Consider the following 18,997-nt stretch of genomic DNA (forward strand, 5'->3'; position numbering starts at 1 on the left):
CTATACGCTGTCCGGCAAGGCGAATGGCGCGCAGGGGTGGGGGCGGGAAGGCGAAAGCTGGAGCTTCATGGCGGCCCTTCGCGAATTGGGCGGGGAGGACTGGTTTCAACTCGGCGACGGCGACCTGGCGCTTCATGTGGCGCGGACCCATGCGCTGGCGCAGGGGCGAAGTCTGTCGCAGATCACGGCGCGTTTTGCCGACCAGTGGGGCATCGCCACCCGGATACTGCCCATGAGCGACCAGACGGTAGCCACGATATTGGATACGGATCAGGGCCGGCTGGAATTTCAACGCTATTTCGTCGAACAGCGTTGCGCGCCGGCCGTGCGACACATCATGTTCGAAGGCGCGACGCATGCCGTCCCGGCCCCCGGCGTCATCGAGGCGATCCAGTCGGCCGACGCGGTGTTGATCGCCCCATCCAATCCATTTCTCAGTGTCGATCCGTTGCTGGCCGTGCCCGGCATAGGCTCGGCGATCGAACGGACCAAGGCGCCCGTCATCGCCGTGTCTCCGCTCGTCGGCGGCACGGCGGTCAAGGGCCCGACCGCCAAGCTGATGCAGGAATTGCGCATGGCGGTCGATAATGACAGCATCGTCCGGCATTATGCCGGGCTAATCGACGGCATCCTGATCGATAGCGGAGACCGTTGCGAGGCGCCGGACATCGTCGTTGGGCGTTGCGCGACCCTGATGACGACCCTGGATGACAAGATACGCGTGGCGCAGGCGGCGCTCGATCTCGCGATCGCCCTTCGTCCGTGACGGACTGGGTTGCTCTCGTCCCTTTGAAACAGGGAGTGGAAAGTAAATCGCGGCTTCGGGACGCGCTGGAACCAGCCGAGCGCATGGCGCTGGCGTCGGCGATGGCCGCACGGGTCATGACCTGTCTGTCCAAAGTGGATGCGATCAATTCCCTATATTGTCTTGCGCCGACGGTCGTGCCTGAATGGCCGTCGCATTGGTTGCCCGACAGCGGTGGGGGCCTCAATCCAGAGTTGGAGGGCGCGCGCGCACAATTGGGCAACCGCCCCTTGCTCGTGATCCATGCCGATTTGCCGCATCTCACGGTGGAAGATGTCCAGGTCTTGCTGGCGGCCGCAAACGACTGCGGCTGTGCCTTCGCGCCGGATCGGCACGGACGCGGTACAAATGCGGTGGCAATCCGGGATGCCGACCCCTTCCGCTTCGCTTTCGGGCAGGATAGTCTGATGTCCCACAGGCAGCAGCGTCCGGCAGCCGCGATCGTGGAACGGGCCAGCCTTGGCTTCGATGTCGATACGCCCGCCGATTTGGCTGAACTTCAGGATATATTCTCGGCAAGGCAAGACTGAAATCTTGACCTGCGCTTTCCTTCCCAAGGAAAGGTGTGGTCGAAACGATCCCGGCCATTCTGCCCGCCAATCTGAAAATCAGGGAGGATCGGTCGATGAAACTGAACGTGGGCGTGCCCAACAGCATGCATGTTGCGGCGATGACGCAAGCCTGGGAATATAGCCTGACCGGGGACGACATCGGACAGGCGATGGCGACGGCCGATCAGCTTGGCTTCAACAAGTGCATGTTGGGCGAACATTTCATCATTCCGCAGGAGCATATTGGCCTGTCGGGCGACCATTATGTCCATGGCACGGTTGCCCTCTCCTTCCTGGCCGGCCGCACCAAGACGATGAAATTAAGCTCCTCGGTGTCGATCCTGCCGCTACAGAGCCCGATCGTCCAGGCCAAGGCCTGGTCGACGCTCGACTGGCTGAGCGGGGGGCGGGCCACGGCCCTGTTCGGCGTCGGCTGGCTGAAGGAAGAGTTCGACATGCTGAATGTCGACTTTCACCAGCGCGGACGCATGGCCGACGAATATATCGCTGCGATCATCGAATTATGGACGTCGGAAAAGCCTGAATTCGAGGGTGAATTCGTTCAGTTCAGGAATGTCGGTTTCGCGCCCAAGCCTGTGCAGCAACCGCGCTTGCCGATCTGGCTCGGGGGAGACGCCGAACCGGTGCTCAGGCGCGTGGCGAAATTTGGCGACGGCTGGTCGCCCTTCCGCACGCCGCCGGAGAAATTTCCCGAATGCCTCGACTTCATCCGTTCGCAACCGGAATATGACGGACGGCCGATCGACCTGTTCTTTGCGCTGGAAATGCTCAATGTCGGCGCGCATCATGAGATCATGGACGACCCGCGCGCGCCTGGAACGCGGGACGCGCAAAAGGTCATTGATCAGGTGGGTTGGCTGAAGGAACTGGGGGTCAATGAAACCATCGTTCCGCTGCCGCCGGGCATATCCGGGCTGACCGAATATCTCGATCGGCTCCAGTGGGTGGCCGAGGAAATCATGCCCAAAATCTGAAACCTGCCGGGGGAAAGGCGCGGGCGGCTGCGATTTTCCCCCATGGATATCGAAAGAAGGATCGGGAGGACGTGATGGCCCAATATGATGTTGTGGTGGTAGGATCGGGTGCTGCGGGCATGACGGCGGCGATCAGGGCCGCGTCTGCCGGGCTGTCGGTCCTGGTGCTGGAAAAGGCCGAACATTTCGGCGGCACGACATCGGTTTCGGGCGGCGGCATCTGGATCCCCGGCAGCCCGCAGGCCATAGCCGCCGGTGTTGAGGACAGCCGCGCCGTGGCGCGGCAATATGTGCTGGACGTGATCGGACCGACGGCCGACCCCGCGCTGATCGATGCCTATCTCGACGCCGGTCCGGAAATGGTGGAATGGCTGGACCAGAACAGCCAGGTGCATTTCCTGCTCTCGCCGCCCAGCAGCGACTGGTATCCGGAAATCGTTGGCGCAGCCGATCATGGCCGATTGCTGTCGCCGCAGGAATATGATGGCAAGAAGCTGGGCGATCATTTCGCCGAGCTCCGTCCCGCGCGCGAGGAGTTCAACGCGCCCGGCGGCTTCATGATCGATCTGTTCGATCTCCCCTATCTGGCCGACATGCCCTCGCCAAAGTCGCTGTTCCATTTCGGAAAGCTGGCCGCGAAGTTCGGCCTGGACAAGGTTCGTCGCTATCCGCGCGGCACACGGCTGACCATGGGCAATGCGCTCGCGGCGCGGCTGATCCGCTCGGCGATCGATGCCGGCGTCACGCTGCGCAAGGACGCCGCCGTCGATCGGCTGCTGGTGAAGGCCGGCCGCGTGACCGGCGTGCGCGTCAATGGTGAGGATATTCCGGCCAAGCTGGGCGTCCTGTTGGCGTCGGGCGGCTTTTCCGCCAGCGAGCAACTGCGCAAGGCCTATATCCCTTATGCCGAGGAGCATGTCTCGATCCTGCCCTATGAAAATACCGGCGACGGGATGAATATGGGGCTGGAGGCTGGCGCGTCGTTGGACGGCGAAAACCTGGTCAACGCCGTGTGGGCCGTGGTGTCGAAGATGACGCGGCCGGACGGCTATGTCGCGCGCTATGCCCATCTGATCGACATGTCGAAGCCCGGCTGCATCGCGGTCGATGCCAGGGGCGAGCGGTTCGGAAACGAGGCGTCCGTCCATTTCGTCGAGGCCATGCACAAGAGCGGCACCGTGCCCGCCCACATCATCGGCGACGCCGCCTTCATCAAGAAATATGGCATGGGCATGGTCTATCCCGGCGGTGGCGGCCTCAAGAAACTGATCGCGGCGGGCTATGTCACGGAAGCGCCCAGCCTGCGCGAACTGGCCGGCAAGATCGGGGTGGACGCCGATGGCCTGATGGCGACGGTCGCGAAGATGAACCGCTATGCCGAGACCGGCAAGGATCCCGATTTCGGCAAGGGCGACACGCAGATCGACATCGAGATCGGCGATCCCAAGCATAAGCCCAATCCATGTTTGGGCCGGGTGGAGACGGCGCCCTTCTACGCCATCAAAATCTATCCGGGCGACGGGTCGACGACGGTCGGCCTCAAGATCGACGCGCAGTGCCGCGTGATCGGCGCCGACGGCGCGCCTGTGGAGGGACTGTTTGCAGCAGGGCTCGACGCCAATTCCATCTGGCGCGGCAAATCGCCGGCCCATGGCTGCAATGTCGGCCCGGCCATGGTGACCGGCTTCATCGCGGGCAAAGCCATGGCCGAGGCACTGGTGCCGGCCTGATCCCTTTTGGGTGGGGCGAAACGGCGAAACGGCGGAAGCCGGGATCAGGGATAATCCCGATCCCGGCTTCCGCCGTTTCAACGCTTGAGAGGACCGTGGCTGCTATGCCGGTTCGGCAACCATCCCCGCGCGCGCCCGGGCGGTCGCCACCAGTTTGAACAGGCCCGCATTATAGTCGGTCAGTTGCTCCATGGTCAGGTCCCGATAGGGCGTCATCGGACAGAGCGAGTCCACCACGTCCCAGAAGGGTTCGATCTTTTCGAGCACTTCGTCCACTGGCCCGCAGGTCACGAAGGCTTCGACCATCTCGTCGGAGACATTACCGATGACCTTGCCGATGTCGCCATGTTCGCCCAGGCTGAGCTGGCAGGCGCGCGCCTGATCGCCAAAGCCGATCGCCTCGAAGAAGGGCTCATATTCCTTGTAGCCGGAATAGGCCGCGACGGTGGCGCGGCTGTCGTCGATCGCCTTCTGCTTGTCGTCATTGACCGCGATCCACGGCCAGGCGTTGATTTCGATATCCTCGCGCTTGCGGCCATATTTGGCCAGCGTGTCGGAGATGAAGGGCAGGCGGCTCCTGGTATAGGCGGCCGACCAGAGGGCGTGGACCATCAGGCCGTCGCCGACCTCCAGCGCCAGCGCGGTCATCTTGTCCTGCAGCGCGGCGATCCAGATCGGAATCTCCTCCCGCACCGGCGGCGCGGTCAGCATCATCTCCTCGAAATCGGCAAAGAAATATTCCCCCTTGATCGGATCGAGCCCCTTATGGGCGTTGGCGATGACATAGCGGATCACCTTGACGCTTTCGCGCAGGTGAGACAGCAGCTTGCGTTCCGGCTCGCCATACATGCCCGTGACGCAGCTCTTGATGCTGGATCCCAGCCCCAGCACGAAGCGGCCATTGGAAATGCGATCGACGTCCATCGCCGCATAGGCGGTTTCGACCGGACTGCGCGTTCCGGCGATGGCGACGCCCGTGCCCACTTTCAGGCTGCTGGTCAGCGCGGCCGTGGCGGCCATCGGTACGAAGGGCGGGCCGTAGATTTGCAGGGAAAAGCAGCCTTCGAAACCCGCCTGCTCCATTTGCTGGCCAATACCTCCCATGGCGGGGGCGGGCAGGGTAGGCATCACGGCCCACCAGCGGCGTTCGCCGCCGACGGCATTGACGAGCTTGGGCATGGCGTCTCCGGAAAAGAAAAAGAGCGGACGCTGCCGTCCGCTCATGGGGAAGATCAGATCAGAATTGGAACAGTTCCTTGCGCAGGCCAATGATGTCGCTGCAATCGGCGCTGACATTGTCGCGATAGGCGAAATCGCCCTTCGCCTGCCGGTCGGCGATGTCCATCATCGCCATGCGATAGCGCTGCCCGGCCTGGTCGAACTTGCTGTGCAGGTCCTTGCGGTCGGTATGGCGCATATAGCGCGGGCTTTGCGGGGACGTCATATAGCTGTCCTGCCGCGACACCTTGTAGCCCGCCTTGGGCATGACATGGCGGAACATCAGGCCCGCATTGGACGTGTTCATGACCATTTCCATCCGCGTGCGGTCCCGCGTTTCGGGCGTGCAGGGGTGGAACAGCGGCACGTCGTCGCCGGGGCTGAAACGGCCATAGGCGATCGCGCAGTGCGAGCGCAGATAGATGCGGATCACCTGCCGCACATTCTGGGTCGGCTGCTTGATGCCGCTGAAGAATTTCATCACCGGCGCGACCGACTTGTTGACGCAGGTGCGGACCATGGTGACGGTCTCGCTATCGTAGAAGGTTTCCACCGTCTCGCTGTCCGACCGTTCGTCGCCGACGACGTCGGCGTGCAGGAAGTCGGCATGGGTGAGGTCGATCAGATTTTCCAGGCTGATCGGCGCTGCGCTCTCGAACCGGACGGTCGCGGTCATGTGGCGGGGCAGGCCGCCCTTGGGCGGGAGGAAGGGCAGGCTGGGCAAGTGGCGGGGATCGGCGGCCAGCGGATTGCCGAACCACACCCAGACCACGCCATAATGTTCCATGACCGGATAGCGGCCCTGGGCGTTGGTGAACTCGCTCTTATCGCGGGCGATCCGTTCATTGGGATGAAATTCGCTGGCGACGGCGACGCCATTGTCGCGCCACAGGAAGATGGGGTGCGAATAGATGGCGCGACGAACAGGCTTGCCGGTCACGGAATAATTGTGCGCCACCGGGAACCAGCTATCGCGCATCACCAGATTATGCGGCACCCAGCGATTGATCGCGTTCAGCGCGATCGGGCTGCCACCCGATGGCGCGGCGGAATTATCGTCGTGCGAGACGGGACGATCGGCGGTTTCGAGCATCTTCAAATCCTCCTTCAGGCCGCTACGGTCTGATCATGGGTCGCGGGCGTGGTTTCGAGCATCACCTTGCGCAAATCCTCGCCATGCAGCGAGACGGTGGGCTTGGTGGCGCGCAATTTCGATCCGTCGACCGACGCGAGCACCGACAGCGGATTGATCCCGCGCAGCACGGCGCCGCGCACGCCGGGATGGCGCACGCCCATCTCGGCGCGCCAGCGCACCGCTGTCACGCCCCGCGCCGAGGGCACGGGTGAAAGAACGGCATGGAGCAGGTCGTTGAACTGGTCGTCGCGCAGCGTCAGTTGCGTCTCGCCGGTCAGCGGATGGGTGCGCGTCAGCAGGGTGAGCGGAAATTCGGCCACGAAATGCGACGGCCAGTGCAGCGGATGCCACTGGCAGTTGCGCTCCATCACCAGCAGGCCGTCTTCCTCGTGCAGTTCCGACATCAGATAGGGGCTGAAGCGGACGCCGCGGATCGACAGGATCAGGCCGGGATCGTCATAGAGCGCGTTCAGATATTCCTGATGGCTGCAACTGACGTTGACGGTGCCGACATAGGTATATTTGGGGTCCGCGCTGAGCGGTGCCTGCGCCTTGGGATTGAGGCAGACCCGCACGAAACCGGCCTGTTCGGTCACCGCGAAGGCATTGGCCTTGTAGATCGGCGGGAATTTCTGCTGATCCTTCATGTTCGGGATTTCTTTGAGGCGTCCCGTCTCGCCGTCATAGCTCCAGCCATGATAGCCGCACTGGATCAGGCCATTGTCCCGGATGCAGCCGAGCGACAGCGGCGCGCGACGATGCGGGCAACGATCCTCCAGCGCGCGGGCGATGCCCTGATTATCGCGCCACAGCACGACCGGCTGATCGCCGATATCGACGGACAGGGGCTTTTGAGAGGTCACTTCCTCGGACCGTGCGACAGCCCACCAAAGATCAGAATCGAGACTCATAGCGCTATCCACTCTCCTTTCCATTAAATTGACGGATGACAATTTATATGTCAACGTCTTTTCACTATGGATATGCTGATGCTCGATCGTCCCCAGCGCACCCGTGGCCGTCCCGCCCTGAATGCCGCCCATGCCGTGGACGAGGGCAAGCTGCTGGCGCTCGCGTTCGCGACCTTCGCGGCGCGCGGCTACGAGGCTACGACATTGCGGGACCTGTCTAAACGCCTGGGGGTCAGCCACAATTTGCTGAATGTCCGGTTCGGCCGGAAAGAGGATTTGTGGATACGCGCGGTCGACTGGCGCATGGCGCAGGCCTCGCCCTTCGTCGAAGCCGCCTTTGACGAGGCCGCCGATCCGGAAGTGCGGCTGCGTCATCTGATCCAGCGCTTCTGCCTGTGGGCGACCAGCAATGGCGACATCGTGTCGCTGACCAATGTGGAAGGATGCCGTTCGACCTGGCGCCTTGACCATATCGTCGAGCATTTCGTGTTGCCGTTCCAGCGGCGGCTCGACGGCCTGCTCGACGCGGTGCGGCTCCAGCGGCCGGTTCATGGCCTGTCGACGGCGGCGCTGATGGCGCTGCTGGTGCAGGGGGTCGGTTATTATTTCTGCGCCGTTCCGATGCAGGAACGGCTGGGGGCCGGGCGGGAAGTGGATGATGTCCATGCCGCCGAACATGCGGACAGGCTGGCCGCCTTCCTGCTCGCTGCCCTCCTTCCGCCGGTCGCTTGACCAGAGCGGAAGAAGGGCAATGGCGCTTCCGTTTACTTGTAGGGATCAACCGGCTGCGGGACTTCCACCACGCCGATATCCTTCAGCATGGTCAGCACGTCGGAAATGCTGAAGATGCTGATGATCTTGTCGTCCTTGAACTTGACGATGGAGAACCAGTTGACCTGAAACTCGTTGCCGGTCGGCTGCACGCCCATATAGGGTCCGCCGACATGCTTGCAGTAGTGGGTGGCGTAGATCCAGATCTCGTCCTCGCCCTTGCCGACCGCGTCGATGGTCTTGTAGGCGGCGGGGAAGAAGGTCTTGTAGAGGGCGACCGGCGACGTCTTCCACTGTTCATAGGTGCCCAGATCCGGCCGGTTGGGATTGCCGTATCGGAAATCGGGATGGAAAAACCGATCCATGCCGTCAAAGTCGCCGGCATTCAGGGTTTCCTGCAGGTCGGTCCAATGTTTGACCATCTGCTTCTGCTTGTCGGTCAGAACGGTCGAATCCGACACATCGAGCTGTTCACGAATATCTTCTTTCCAGGCCACGATAATCCTCTCTCATGCATTCAGGGGGTGGTGCGTTGGGCTCAGTCTTCAGGGGCGATGGTGATCGTGAGGCCTGACAGGGCATCCGTCATCATGACCTGACAGGACAGGCGCGAATGGTCGTTGCGGTGCGGTGATCCATCCAGCAGATCGCTTTCATCGTCCGATACCGGGGGCAGGGATCCAGCGAAAGCCGGGTCGACATAGACATGGCATGTCGCGCAGGAACAGCAACCGCCACACAGCGCCAGCAATTCATCGAAACCGGAATCACGGATGGCTTCCATCACGGACGTATCGGCGGATGCGTTGATCGTCTGCTGTGCGCCGTCACGGGTAATGACATTTAATTCGGGCATGGCATTCCTCTGCTGGGATCGGAATCGATGTCCCCTCCTAATCAGGGTGCGCTGATTTCCCACCTGTCGAAAGGCAGGTCGTGAACGCTGCTATTTCACCTCGACCTGCACCGGGAAGCGATCGAAATAGAAAGCGAAGGGGCGGCGCAACGCCTCGCCGGTCACATGAAAATCGCGTTCCAGATCATAGACGATCTTGCCCTTGGCCTGCTCGCCATGCTCGGCCAGATAGTTGTGCAGATGGGCCAGGGCCTCATCGGTCAGCGGGATGTCGGCGATGCGGTAAATCTCTTTCAGGATCGGATCGGGATTTCTGATCCAGTCATGGAAATAGACGTCGATCGTCTGGTCGGGGGGCAGAATGTCGCGATCCCGCACGCAGGCGCGGAGCAGCTTTTCATAGCGGTCGGGCCAGTAGCCGAGCGGCTCCTGGATATCGACCGTCTTGCGCAACATCCGCGCGGCATAGCTGTACATGGTGAGCTGCGACCGGATCGACCCGACCGGATCGCGATGGGTCAGGACGAAGGTGGCGTCGGGAAAGGTCTTATAGAGGGCGGGCAACTGTTCCATATGCTGCGGGCATTTGATGACCCAGCGATTTGGCCCGTTCAGGAAGGTCAGGACCTGGAGGCCCTTCTTCAGATAGGCATAGGTGCCCGACTGGTCGTGGCTCAGATAATAGTCGCGCCAGCGCGGTACATGCGCCAGCCACTCGATCAGATAGGAGGAGAAGTCGACCGCCTGAAGCTCGATATCCTCGCTGATATGATCGGGCGAAAATTCGTGCATGATCGCCATATAGGGCAGGATGGATTCCATCATGCGCCAGCCCTGTTCCGCCTTGGTCCAGCGTGGATTGCTATCCTCGCCCGTCGGGATTTCGTCCGGGGCGGGAACCGGTGCGATCGCTTCCCACCAGGGCAGCGAGCGGAACCGGCGGTCGGCCGACAGCAGGCCGAGCAGATGCGTCGTGCCCGATCGGGGAAGGCCCGCGACGATGATCGGCCGATCGATTTGGATGTCCAATATCTCCGGGTGCCGCTTCACCATGTCCTCGATCCGCAGGCGGGTCGCGGCAAATCGGATCATCATCTGGAACAGATTGGCGCGCGTGACCGCAGAGGCGTTGGCATCCTCGTCCACCGCCTGGCACCAGACGGCCAGCCGCTCGCGAAAATCCTCCGCGCCGAAATCCGACAGCCCGGTCTGAGCCTGCGCGGCGGCCAGGATGACCTCCGGCTTCAGGACGATCTGATCGGCCGCCGCTTCGGCCCCGGCCATCACCTGCTTCTGGACATCTGTCAGCACGGGGTGATGCAGGTCGGTAATGTCGATGATGTTACGGCGCGCGGCCTCTTCCTGCACGGCACTGCCCATGTCGCTCTCCTCTTTTCGATCCGCCCAACTAAAAGCGCGGACCCTTTCTTCCGCAAGGTGCGCAGCCATCGCCGCCGCGCCAAATGCTCCGCAAAAGCGCCATGCCATGCAGCGATGGCGTCGCGGCAGGCGAAACTGTCCGGAGAGGTTGGATGAACGCTGTTTCCCAGGTCTATGATCTGCCCGTCACACCAGCCATGGAATGCACGGTCCGGGGCCGGATCGCGCTGCCCGGCGTGGTGATGGAATTGCATCATTACCGCTTCCGCGGCCAGCAGGGCGGGGTCTTTTCTTCGCCGCGCAGCTTTCTCGATCTTGCGCTGTCCCCTCGCCCCGGTCGTCCCTGCGGCGGCTATGGCGGGATGAAAGAGGGCAGGGCCAGCGCCCTGGGCGACGTGCTGTTCGTTCCGGCGCGAAGCGAACTGCATACCGAGTGGGGCGAGGGCGAGCAGACATCCATATGCTGCGGCTTCGACGGGATGGGGTTCGATCATGACGAGCCGCACCTGTCGAACGACGCCTTGCTGGCCTCGCTCGACGTGCGCAGCCTCGCCGTGCGCGAGGCGCTGCGGCGCATTGCTGGCGAGATTGCGCAACCCGGCTTTTGCAGCGAGATGCTGACACAAGCGATATGGCTCCAGGCCGCGATCGAATTGCAGCGCTATCTGCGCGGTTCGGCGCGCGATGGCGGAACGGGAGGAGGCGGGATGTCGCGAACCCAGCTTCAACGGATCGGCGATCGCGTCGAGCAGCCGGGGAAACCTCCGTCCGTCGCCGAGCTGGCGGCCGAATGCGGCCTGTCCACCCGCCATTTCTTCCGACAGTTCAAGATCGCCACGGGCCAGACGCTCACCCGCTATGTCGCCGATCGCAAGATCGACCGGGCGAAGCAGTTGCTGTGCCAGGCCAGTCCCGCGATCAAGGTCATCGCCTGGGATTGCGGCTTCGACAGCGCGGCGGCCTTTTCTGCCGCCTTCCGCAAGGCCACCGGACTGACGCCCCGGCAATTCCGCGAGGGCATGATGCATTGAAGGCAGGGCCGTTTCGCGATGGCATTGGCACGATCGCGAAACTGGGGCCGCTTGTTCATCGGCCCGGTCGCCAGCAATGTTGCGCCAAAGCGCTGCCGTCGTTCGAGCGGCCATCGGGAGAATGGACGTGCCGGAAAATCTGTTCGATCTGAGCGGCAAGGTGGCGCTGGTCACGGGCGCCAATTCGGGTCTCGGCTTTGGCTTTGCCCGCGGCCTTGCCCGTGCTGGCAGCGACGTCATCCTCTGGGGGCGGCGCGCCGACAAGAATGAAGAGGCGGCCGCCGCGTTGCGCGCGCATGGGGTGCGGGTCTTCGCCGATGTCGTCGACGTATCCAGCGAGCCCGCGATCGTCGCTGGCTTCGCCCGCGCGCTCGATGCCATGGGCCGGGTCGACACGGTCGTCGCCAATGCCGGCATCGCCAGCCGGGTGCCGTTCACGGACATGGACGTCGCCACCTACCGCAAGCTGATCGACGTCAATCTCGACGGCGCCGTCTTCACCCTGCGGGAGGGTGCGCGGCATATGAAGGCCCGCGCCGAGGCGGGCGACTCGGGCGGTTCGCTGATCATCTGCGGCAGCGGTTCGATCTTCCAGGGCGTGCCCACCATGGCGCATTACGGCATTGCCAAGGGCGCGCTCAACGCCCTTGCCAAGGCGCTGGCGGCCGAACTCGGTCCGATCGGCGTGCGCTGCAACGTCATCGCGCCGGGGTTCATCGAAACCGAAATGACATTTGCCGATCCGGAAGTGGGGAAGGCGATCGCGGACATCGTCGCCACGAAGGCGCCGCTCGGGCGGGCCGGCAAGCCGGCCGACCTGGAGGGCGCGGTCGTCTATCTCGCAAGCGACATGGCGGCCTACCACACTGGCGACACGCTCGTCGTGGACGGCGGCAAGATGTCTGCCAACTGACCGAGCGGCAGGTGCAACGCCGGGTTTTACGACCTGACTGTCGATAATAGCAGGAGATATGCATGTTCGCCCGGCCCAACAGCCAGCATTGTCAGGTCGCTTATGTCACCAACGATCTCGACGCGGCGATGGCCGCGCTCAAGGACGCTTATGGCACGCCCGGCTTTTTCGAATTGTCGAACATCCAGCCCGGCGAAGACCCGAACGGCAAGCCCGTGCTGAAGATCGCGCTTGCGGTGGTCGGCGGCGTCGAGGTCGAACTGATTGAACCGGTGGGCGACACGGCCCCCTTGTTCAGCGATTTTCTGCCCGATGGCGACGCCCTGGCCATTCGCTTTCATCATGTCGCGACCCGGATCGACGGACCGCTTGGCCATTGGGAGGCCCATGTCGCCTCGCTCGACCTGACCCGGCATCCGGTCGTGTTCGAAGGCGCGCTGGGCGACATGCTGCGCTATATCTACACCGACGAGCGCGCGACGCTGGGTCATTATGTCGAGCATGTCTGGATGGCGCCTGACCTTCTGGCGCAGATGCGTGCCGTCGTCCCCACCTATCCGCCCGTGAAGGACTGACTGCATGACCATCGCCCTGTCCCGCCTCAATTTCCGCGATATTGGCGGCCTGCCGACCGCTGACGGAGGGCGGGTCCGGTCCGGCATCCTGTTCCGGTCCGAAGGTCCGGCCAGTTTCTTCGAGGATCATCATGCGGAATTGTCGGACTTGGGCTTTCGCTCGGTGGCGGACCTCCGATCGACGATCGAAAGGGACGCCGCGCCGCATGGCTGGTGCGGTCCGGATTGCCGGATGCTCGACCTCGACATGAACACCGACCTGCGCGCGCAGGGGGAGGAGATGTGGATGTCGCTCGGCCGCGAGCCGACCGCCGCGCGCGCGATCGAGGTGATGACACATAATTATGGGCTCATGCCGCAGGCCTTTCTCCCACATCTGTCGCGGATGGTCGATGCGCTGCTGGCGCAGGACACGCCGATGCTGGTCCATTGCACCGCCGGCAAGGATCGAACCGGCGTCGTCGTCGCCCTGTTCCTGGAGCTGCTCGCCGTGCCGCGTCCCGTGATCATCGAGGATTATCGCAAATCCGACATATTCGGTCAGAATCTGCGCGTGTCGGGGCATCTCAAGCGCGATCTGCAAAAGACCTTCGGCTTCGTGCCGCCCGACGACATGGTGGCGATCCTGATCGGCGTGCAGGATGATTTCCTCCTGAGCGCGCTTGATATGGTCGCGACTCGCTGGGGCGGCATCGAGGGCTATTTCGAGGCGGGAGGGGTCGACGCCGAGCGGCGCGCGGCGCTGAAGCAATTGCTTGCCACAGACTAGGCGGGAAATCTGCGCGGGCCTCTCCGCCACCGTGGCCGGGCTTCTGCTTCCGGGCGTGGTGGCCAGGGCGTCCGCCGCCAACCGGAAGCACATGATGGAGAATGAGATGAGCGACAACGGCATTTTCGAATGGGAAGATTTGCTCGACCAGCTTCGTCCGCTGGGCCAGTTGATGCGCGATCGTATCCCGGAAAGGCTGCGCAGCGATCCGCGCGTCATGCAGGAATCGATGCGGCTGCTGCTGTCGGGCGTGCTGCGGACGACCAACGACGCGATCATGCATGATCGCAGTCACCCGATCTTCGTCCCCGAACTCAATATCTGCCAGAATATCTTTCAGCCCAATGCCGACACCATCTACAAGGCGGCGCTGATCGAAAAGGGCGGGACCTATCGCATCCGGGGCGATCGCGGCACGACGCGGATGATGATCCTGGCCCAGCTCGGCCCGGACACGCTGCGCACCGGCCAGCATCATCCCGCGCAGGACGCGAATGATTTCAACGATCTTCATATCGGTGCCGACGGGGCCTTCGATGTCATCCTCTCGCCGACCCGGCCCGCCGGCCATGAGGGCGACTGGTGGGAACTGAAACCCGCGACCGAGAAGCTGATGATCCGCATCGTCGCCTGCGACTGGGGCGTCGAGCGCGAACCGCGCTTCGGCATCGTGCGCCTGGACGCCGATCACGCCGCCAAGGGGCGCCCTACGCTGGCGCAACTGGCGCATCGTTTCGCCGAAATTCCCGCCACGGCGACCGTCTGCGCGCTGGCCTTCCCTGACAAGGTGCAGAAGCTGCGCGACGAAGGGCTGATCAATACGCTCAAGGTCGTCGACTTCTCGCAGATGACCGGCCTTGCCCGGCAGTCCTATTATGAAGGCGCCTATGATCTGGCCGATGACGAGGCGCTGATCACCGAGGTGCAGATCCCTAAGGAGGTCGACTATTGGTCGCTGATCCTGACCAACGAGCTTTATGAAACGATCGACTGGTATCACAACCAGTCCAGCCTCAATGCGGCGCAAGCCGTGGTCGACGGCGACGGCTATTTCCGCGCCGTCATTTCCGCGCGCGATCCGGGCGTCCACAACTGGCTCGACACATCGGGCTATGCCAGCGGCGCGGTGCAGGGGCGCTGGTTCAACACCGACGAGCGGCCCACGCCGACGATGAAGAAGGTCAAGCTGGCCGACGTGCGCAGCCATCTGCCCGCCGACACCGTGCTGGTGACTCCGGACGCGCGCGCACAAGCGATCCGCGAACGCACGCTTCGCGCGCATACGCGCATCATCTGGTAACGGAGGGGGCGATGAGCGACGAACTGGCCAGGCTGCTCGACTATGAGGCGATCCGCAACGTGAAGGCGCGCTATTGCCGCTTTCTCGACACCAAGGACTGGGACGGCTTCCTCTCTCTGTTCACACCCGATGCGGTGCTGGACGTCCAGGAGGATACCGGCAATCCTCCGATGAGCGGGCACGCCGCCATATTGGAGCAGGTGCGCTCCGCGGTCATCGATGCGCGCTCGGCGCATCAGATCCACTCGTCGGAGATCGACCTGCGCGGCGACGAGGCGGAGATGATCACGGCGATGCAGGACCGGGTCGTCTGGGCGCCGGGCAAATGCCCTATCCCCGGCGGCCAGTCGATCACCGGTTTCGGCCACTATACCGAACGCTATGTGCGCCGGGACGGGCAGTGGAAAATCGCCGCGCTCAAGCTCACGCGCCTCTATGTCGAGGTGCATCCCGAACCTGCCGTTTGACAGGTTGCCAATGCTCCTCCCAACGGCAATGCAGTGGCATATATTTGAGAGGACTTGAGGAATGACGGAAGCGGTGGAACCGGGCGCACAGGCACTTTTCGACAAGTTCGGCACCTATATCCTGCCCGGTCGCGTCAACGATCCGCGACGCGGCATCGACGAAGCGAAGGAAGCGGAACGGATCGGCCTTGGCTGCGTGTGGATTTCCGAACGCTATGCGCTGAAGGAACCGGCGGTGCTGGCGGGCGCGGTGGCCGAGGCGACGTCGAAGATTCGCATCACCGGCACCATGTACGCGACGATGCGCCATCCGCTCGTCACCGCCAGCGTCGCCGACATGATGCAGGCGATGAGCGGAGAACGGTTTCGCCTGATGTTCGCGCGGGCGGTTCCGGCCTATATGAAGATGCTGGGGTCGCCGCCGATCACGATGGAGCGGCTGGCCGATCTGATCTCTATCTGCCGACGCCTCTGGGCGGGCGAGAAGATCGACTATGAGGGCGTGTTGGGCAAATTCCCCGCCATCAACCTGACCGATCGTCATGGCGGCACGCCCCCGCCGATCATCTTCACCGCGATCGGGCCCAAGAGCCTGGAATTTGCCGGCGAACATTGCGACGGCGTGCTGCTGCATCCCTTCGTGTCAGCACAGGGGGTGAAGAACAGCGCGAAGATCGTCCGCGACGCGGCGGAAAAGGCCGGGCGCGATCCCATGTCCGTGCGCATCTATCACAATATCATCGTCGCTCCGGACCTGCCTAAGGACGAGGAAGAGGCCGTCGTCGGCGGCCGCGCCATCACCTATTTCGAACTGCCCGGCTTTGGCGACCTGATCGTCGACATCAACGGCTGGGACAAGAAGGTGCTGGAGGATATCCGCGCTCATCCCAAGATTGCCGGCCTCAACGGCAAGCCGGCGGATCAGGCCTATACGCGGCAGGAACTGGTCGATGTCAGCCGCCTCATTCCGCAGCAATGGCTGGATGAGGGTGCGGCGGTGGGAACCGCGGCCCAGTGCGCCGACCAGTTGATGGCCTTCCTGGACGCCGGCGCCGATGAAATCCTGCTGCACGGCTCGTCGCCCAAGGATATGGGGCCGCTCACCACCGAACTGAAGCGCGCGCTGGCGGCGAAGGGGCTGTAATCATGGAATTGCTGACCCCCGATCATATCACCGTCCAGTTGCAGGACTGGCTGGCGAGCGAAAAGCCCGAATGGCGCGACATCCGCGTTCGTCCGCTCGATGTCACGCTGGGCGCGGGTTTTTCCGCCGACATCTTCTTCGTCGACGTCGATTATGCCGATCCGGACGGTCCGCAGAGCCAGACGCTCGTGGTCCGCCGTCAGCCGATGGATCTGGAAGTAGTGTTCGGGAGCAGCCTGGCGCTGCAGGGCAAGATGATGGCGGCGCTCGACGCGCGCGGCGACCTGCCCGTGCCGCCCTGGATCGGCATGCATCTCGACCCCGACATTCTCGGCCTGCCCTTCCTGGTGATGGGCAAGGTGGAAGGGGAATGCGCCAAGCAGAAGCCCAACTATAATCTGGAGGGCTGGCTGGTCGAGATGACCCCAGCGCAGCGGCGGCAAAGCTTCACGAACGCCATCAACGCATTCGCCAGCCTGGCGACGATTGACTGGCGCGACGGCTTCGAATTTCTCGCCCAGCCGGAGAACGGGCAACCGGGTCTCGATCAATATGTCGGCGCGCTCGAAGCGTGGCACAAGGCGGCCGGCCGGGGTCGCACCATGCCCATCGTCGACGCCGCCATGGCCTATGTGCGCGCCAACATGCCGACCGATGCGGGCGTGAATGTGTTGTGGGGCGATCCCACGCCGTCGAACGTCATGTTTTCCGCCGATGGCGAGGTCAACGCGCTGATCGACTGGGAACTCGCGGCCTTGGGACCGGCGGAGCTTGACCTCGCCTGGTGGCTCTATTTCGACGATCTGTTCGGCCGCCGCTTCGGCATCACCCGGCTGGAAGGCCTGCCGAGCAAGGACGAGACGATCGCCATCTGGGAAGCGGCCAGCGGCCAGAAGGCCGGGCATCTCGACTATTATGATATCGTCGCGGCGTTGCGGATGGCGCTGGTCGCGGTGGGCGCCTTCGACCGGCAGGTCGGCATCGGCAATATCCCCGCCACCAACAAGTCGCTCAACGATAATTTCATGACCCTGTATCTGGCGGAAAAACTGGGGTTGCCTATCCCCGAATTCGGACCCGATTTCGTGGCCTTCATGAAGAATCTGACGCCGGTGGAAGACAAGGCGGCCTGAAGCGGCGCGCACCGTGCAAAAGTGCATTGCGCGCTTGACCAACGCCTCATCCAATAAATATACAGTGTGGAATAATAAAATGGAGAGGTGAGTCATGCGACAGCGGACGGTCGAGGGGAATCGATGAACGGCGCTGTCGCAGAGCGCGCGCCGCTCGCCGCCGATGCGCTGATCGCGGAGGCGCGCGCCGCGACCGGACTGTCGGATTTCGGACCGGACCTGTCCTTCATGAGCGGTTTTTGCCGCCTAGTTGACGCGGTCGAGGCGATGGATCCGCCCGCCCAGTTGCGCGAGACCGCGCATCACAAGATCGTCGGCCTGCTCGCCACCCGGCTGCGTTTCGCCGAAGACGAACGGCTGCATCCGGACATCGTCGCGCAGGATGTGGGCGACCCGCTGATCGTCTGCGGCCTGCCGCGCACCGGGACGACGATCACCTACGACCTACTCTGCCTCGATCCGGCAGCCCGCGCGCCGCGCGAATGGGAATGGTATATCCCCTGGCCGGCCCCGGAAGAGGCGCGTTTCGACAGCGATCCGCGCATCGCGCAGGTGCAGGCCATCTATGAAAACTGGCTGAAGCACGCGCCGCAACTGGCCGATATCCAGCGGATGGACTGCACCCAGCCGGGCGAGTGCAACCATGGCATGATGCTGCATTTCGCCAGCACCAATTTCCCGGCGGAACTGGGCGTCCCTGCCTTCGCCCGCTGGCTGCAGGACGTCGTGCCGGACGGGCAATATCGCACCCATAAGCGGATGCTCCAGCATTTCCAGTGGAAAGGGCCCAGGGGCCGCTGGACATTGAAATCGCCGCAGCACCTCATGGACCTGCCGGGTCTGGTGGAGGCCTATCCGGGCGCGATGCTGGTGTGGACGCATCGCGATCCAGTGCTGACCCTGTCTTCGCTGTCCAGCATGATCGCCGGCTTCCTGGCGGCGGTGGGCGGCGCCAATGATCTGAAGGCGATCGGCCGGTCGGTGGTCGATACCTGGTGCGCGGCGATGGCGCGGGCGACGCAGGCGCGCGTGAGCGATCCGGCGATCGAGGGGCGCATCATCGACCTCGCCCATCGCGATATCGTCGCCGATCCGATGGCGACGATCGGCCGCATCTACGACCGCTTCGACTTACCCTTCACCGACAGGCATCGCGCCCGCATCGCCGCCTTCCTGACGGACAATCCCGCCGCCAGCCGCCTCGGTAAGCACAGGCACAGCCCCGACCAGTTCGGCATCGATCCGGGCGAGGTGCATGAGCGGCTCGCCGGCTATTATGCGCGCTACGGCCATCTGTTCGACCGCGCCTGACC

General features: G+C 63.4%; 20 protein-coding genes. 14 read left to right on the forward strand and 6 right to left on the reverse strand.

Features of this window, described 5'->3' with window-relative positions; translation table 11 throughout:
* From CG471_RS11335 to CG471_RS11350, 4 genes are all read left to right on the forward strand, one after another.
* A partial coding sequence (locus tag CG471_RS11335; protein WP_099231908.1) for a 2-phospho-L-lactate transferase CofD family protein occupies window positions 1-766 on the forward strand: 766 nt, incomplete at its 5' end.
* Window positions 763-1,335, forward strand: a complete 573-nt coding sequence (gene cofC, locus CG471_RS11340; protein ID WP_099231909.1) for a 2-phospho-L-lactate guanylyltransferase — start codon at window positions 763-765, stop codon at window positions 1,333-1,335. The genes CG471_RS11335 and cofC, both read left to right, overlap by 4 nt.
* Before the next feature lie 95 nt (window positions 1,336-1,430).
* Window positions 1,431-2,351, forward strand: coding sequence for a TIGR03619 family F420-dependent LLM class oxidoreductase (locus CG471_RS11345; RefSeq protein ID WP_180275673.1), 921 nt, complete (start codon window positions 1,431-1,433; stop codon window positions 2,349-2,351).
* 74 nt (window positions 2,352-2,425) lie between these two features.
* Window positions 2,426-4,081: an FAD-dependent oxidoreductase gene (locus CG471_RS11350; RefSeq protein WP_099231911.1), complete on the forward strand. Its 1,656-nt coding sequence runs from the start codon at window positions 2,426-2,428 to the stop codon at window positions 4,079-4,081.
* Window positions 4,082-4,183: 102 nt separating this feature from the next.
* Here the strand turns inward: CG471_RS11350 and CG471_RS11355 are convergent, their stop codons facing one another.
* From CG471_RS11355 to CG471_RS11365, 3 genes are read right to left on the reverse strand one after another with little or no spacing between them, the layout of a single operon-like run.
* A complete protein-coding gene (locus CG471_RS11355; RefSeq protein WP_099231946.1) occupies window positions 4,184-5,260 on the reverse strand; it encodes an LLM class flavin-dependent oxidoreductase in 1,077 nt (358 codons plus the stop codon).
* 58 nt (window positions 5,261-5,318) lie between these two features.
* On the reverse strand, window positions 5,319-6,392 hold the full coding sequence (locus tag CG471_RS11360) for an aromatic ring-hydroxylating dioxygenase subunit alpha (protein WP_099231912.1): 1,074 nt from the start codon (window positions 6,390-6,392) through the stop codon (window positions 5,319-5,321).
* A gap of 14 nt (window positions 6,393-6,406) precedes the next feature.
* Window positions 6,407-7,345, reverse strand: a complete 939-nt coding sequence (locus CG471_RS11365) for a Rieske 2Fe-2S domain-containing protein (protein ID WP_099231913.1) — start codon at window positions 7,343-7,345, stop codon at window positions 6,407-6,409.
* A 78-nt stretch (window positions 7,346-7,423) separates the two neighbouring features.
* On the opposite strand from CG471_RS11365, the gene CG471_RS11370 reads away from it, so the two are divergent.
* Window positions 7,424-8,077 carry a TetR/AcrR family transcriptional regulator gene (locus CG471_RS11370; RefSeq protein ID WP_257211501.1) on the forward strand — a complete coding sequence of 218 codons (654 nt, stop codon included), beginning with the start codon at window positions 7,424-7,426 and terminating at the stop codon, window positions 8,075-8,077.
* Window positions 8,078-8,109: 32 nt separating this feature from the next.
* On the opposite strand, the gene CG471_RS11375 is transcribed toward CG471_RS11370, so the two are convergent.
* The 3 genes from CG471_RS11375 to CG471_RS11385 all read right to left on the reverse strand — a co-directional run bounded on the left by CG471_RS11375 (window position 8,110) and on the right by CG471_RS11385 (window position 10,352).
* Window positions 8,110-8,613, reverse strand: a complete 504-nt coding sequence (locus CG471_RS11375; protein ID WP_099231915.1) for an ester cyclase — start codon at window positions 8,611-8,613, stop codon at window positions 8,110-8,112.
* 41 nt (window positions 8,614-8,654) lie between these two features.
* Complete coding sequence (locus tag CG471_RS11380; protein ID WP_099231916.1) at window positions 8,655-8,972, reverse strand: 2Fe-2S iron-sulfur cluster-binding protein; 318 nt, start codon at window positions 8,970-8,972, stop codon at window positions 8,655-8,657.
* Between the two features lie 90 nt (window positions 8,973-9,062).
* Window positions 9,063-10,352, reverse strand: coding sequence for a sulfotransferase (locus CG471_RS11385; protein WP_099231917.1), 1,290 nt, complete (start codon window positions 10,350-10,352; stop codon window positions 9,063-9,065).
* Between the two features lie 152 nt (window positions 10,353-10,504).
* Between CG471_RS11385 and CG471_RS11390 the strand changes: the two genes are divergently transcribed.
* From CG471_RS11390 to CG471_RS11430, 9 genes are all read left to right on the forward strand, one after another.
* Window positions 10,505-11,383 carry an AraC family transcriptional regulator gene (locus CG471_RS11390; RefSeq protein ID WP_099231918.1) on the forward strand — a complete coding sequence of 293 codons (879 nt, stop codon included), beginning with the start codon at window positions 10,505-10,507 and terminating at the stop codon, window positions 11,381-11,383.
* A 121-nt stretch (window positions 11,384-11,504) separates the two neighbouring features.
* Window positions 11,505-12,296 (forward strand): SDR family NAD(P)-dependent oxidoreductase, encoded by a 792-nt coding sequence (locus tag CG471_RS11395; RefSeq protein WP_099231919.1) that lies wholly within the window; start codon window positions 11,505-11,507, stop codon window positions 12,294-12,296.
* Between the two features lie 62 nt (window positions 12,297-12,358).
* A complete protein-coding gene (locus CG471_RS11400; protein ID WP_099231920.1) occupies window positions 12,359-12,871 on the forward strand; it encodes a VOC family protein in 513 nt (170 codons plus the stop codon).
* A 4-nt stretch (window positions 12,872-12,875) separates the two neighbouring features.
* The gene (locus CG471_RS11405; protein ID WP_099231921.1) at window positions 12,876-13,640 is read left to right on the forward strand and encodes a tyrosine-protein phosphatase; all 765 of its coding nucleotides are present in this window, start codon (window positions 12,876-12,878) and stop codon (window positions 13,638-13,640) included.
* A 106-nt stretch (window positions 13,641-13,746) separates the two neighbouring features.
* Window positions 13,747-14,940 (forward strand): DUF1214 domain-containing protein, encoded by a 1,194-nt coding sequence (locus CG471_RS11410; RefSeq protein ID WP_257211502.1) that lies wholly within the window; start codon window positions 13,747-13,749, stop codon window positions 14,938-14,940.
* A gap of 11 nt (window positions 14,941-14,951) precedes the next feature.
* Window positions 14,952-15,407, forward strand: a complete 456-nt coding sequence (locus CG471_RS11415; protein WP_099231923.1) for a nuclear transport factor 2 family protein — start codon at window positions 14,952-14,954, stop codon at window positions 15,405-15,407.
* Between the two features lie 61 nt (window positions 15,408-15,468).
* Window positions 15,469-16,551 carry a TIGR03857 family LLM class F420-dependent oxidoreductase gene (locus CG471_RS11420; protein ID WP_099231924.1) on the forward strand — a complete coding sequence of 361 codons (1,083 nt, stop codon included), beginning with the start codon at window positions 15,469-15,471 and terminating at the stop codon, window positions 16,549-16,551.
* A 2-nt stretch (window positions 16,552-16,553) separates the two neighbouring features.
* A complete protein-coding gene (locus CG471_RS11425; RefSeq protein WP_099231925.1) occupies window positions 16,554-17,684 on the forward strand; it encodes a phosphotransferase family protein in 1,131 nt (376 codons plus the stop codon).
* Between the two features lie 123 nt (window positions 17,685-17,807).
* Window positions 17,808-18,995, forward strand: a complete 1,188-nt coding sequence (locus CG471_RS11430) for a sulfotransferase (protein WP_099231926.1) — start codon at window positions 17,808-17,810, stop codon at window positions 18,993-18,995.
* Window positions 18,996-18,997 lie beyond the last annotated feature (2 nt).

Source organism: Sphingobium sp. IP1 (assembly GCF_002708645.1).
Lineage (GTDB): Bacteria > Pseudomonadota > Alphaproteobacteria > Sphingomonadales > Sphingomonadaceae > Sphingobium > Sphingobium yanoikuyae.

Bases quoted from the DNA above. Each gene is read 5' to 3' on its own strand.
- CG471_RS11390 (WP_099231918.1), top strand. From the start codon at position 10,505: ATGAACGCTGTTTCCCAGGTCTATGATCTGCCCGTCACACCAGCCATG.
- CG471_RS11360 (WP_099231912.1), bottom strand. From the start codon at position 6,392: ATGCTCGAAACCGCCGATCGTCCCGTCTCGCACGACGATAATTCCGCC.
- CG471_RS11345 (WP_180275673.1), top strand. From the start codon at position 1,431: ATGAAACTGAACGTGGGCGTGCCCAACAGCATGCATGTTGCGGCGATG.
- CG471_RS11355 (WP_099231946.1), bottom strand. From the start codon at position 5,260: ATGCCCAAGCTCGTCAATGCCGTCGGCGGCGAACGCCGCTGGTGGGCC.
- CG471_RS11370 (WP_257211501.1), top strand. From the start codon at position 7,424: ATGCTCGATCGTCCCCAGCGCACCCGTGGCCGTCCCGCCCTGAATGCC.
- CG471_RS11405 (WP_099231921.1), top strand. From the start codon at position 12,876: ATGACCATCGCCCTGTCCCGCCTCAATTTCCGCGATATTGGCGGCCTG.
- CG471_RS11395 (WP_099231919.1), top strand. From the start codon at position 11,505: ATGGACGTGCCGGAAAATCTGTTCGATCTGAGCGGCAAGGTGGCGCTG.
- CG471_RS11420 (WP_099231924.1), top strand. From the start codon at position 15,469: ATGACGGAAGCGGTGGAACCGGGCGCACAGGCACTTTTCGACAAGTTC.
- CG471_RS11430 (WP_099231926.1), top strand. From the start codon at position 17,808: ATGAACGGCGCTGTCGCAGAGCGCGCGCCGCTCGCCGCCGATGCGCTG.
- CG471_RS11365 (WP_099231913.1), bottom strand. From the start codon at position 7,345: ATGAGTCTCGATTCTGATCTTTGGTGGGCTGTCGCACGGTCCGAGGAA.
- CG471_RS11425 (WP_099231925.1), top strand. From the start codon at position 16,554: ATGGAATTGCTGACCCCCGATCATATCACCGTCCAGTTGCAGGACTGG.
- CG471_RS11385 (WP_099231917.1), bottom strand. From the start codon at position 10,352: ATGGGCAGTGCCGTGCAGGAAGAGGCCGCGCGCCGTAACATCATCGAC.
- CG471_RS11410 (WP_257211502.1), top strand. From the start codon at position 13,747: ATGAGCGACAACGGCATTTTCGAATGGGAAGATTTGCTCGACCAGCTT.
- CG471_RS11380 (WP_099231916.1), bottom strand. From the start codon at position 8,972: ATGCCCGAATTAAATGTCATTACCCGTGACGGCGCACAGCAGACGATC.
- CG471_RS11350 (WP_099231911.1), top strand. From the start codon at position 2,426: ATGGCCCAATATGATGTTGTGGTGGTAGGATCGGGTGCTGCGGGCATG.
- CG471_RS11400 (WP_099231920.1), top strand. From the start codon at position 12,359: ATGTTCGCCCGGCCCAACAGCCAGCATTGTCAGGTCGCTTATGTCACC.
- CG471_RS11415 (WP_099231923.1), top strand. From the start codon at position 14,952: ATGAGCGACGAACTGGCCAGGCTGCTCGACTATGAGGCGATCCGCAAC.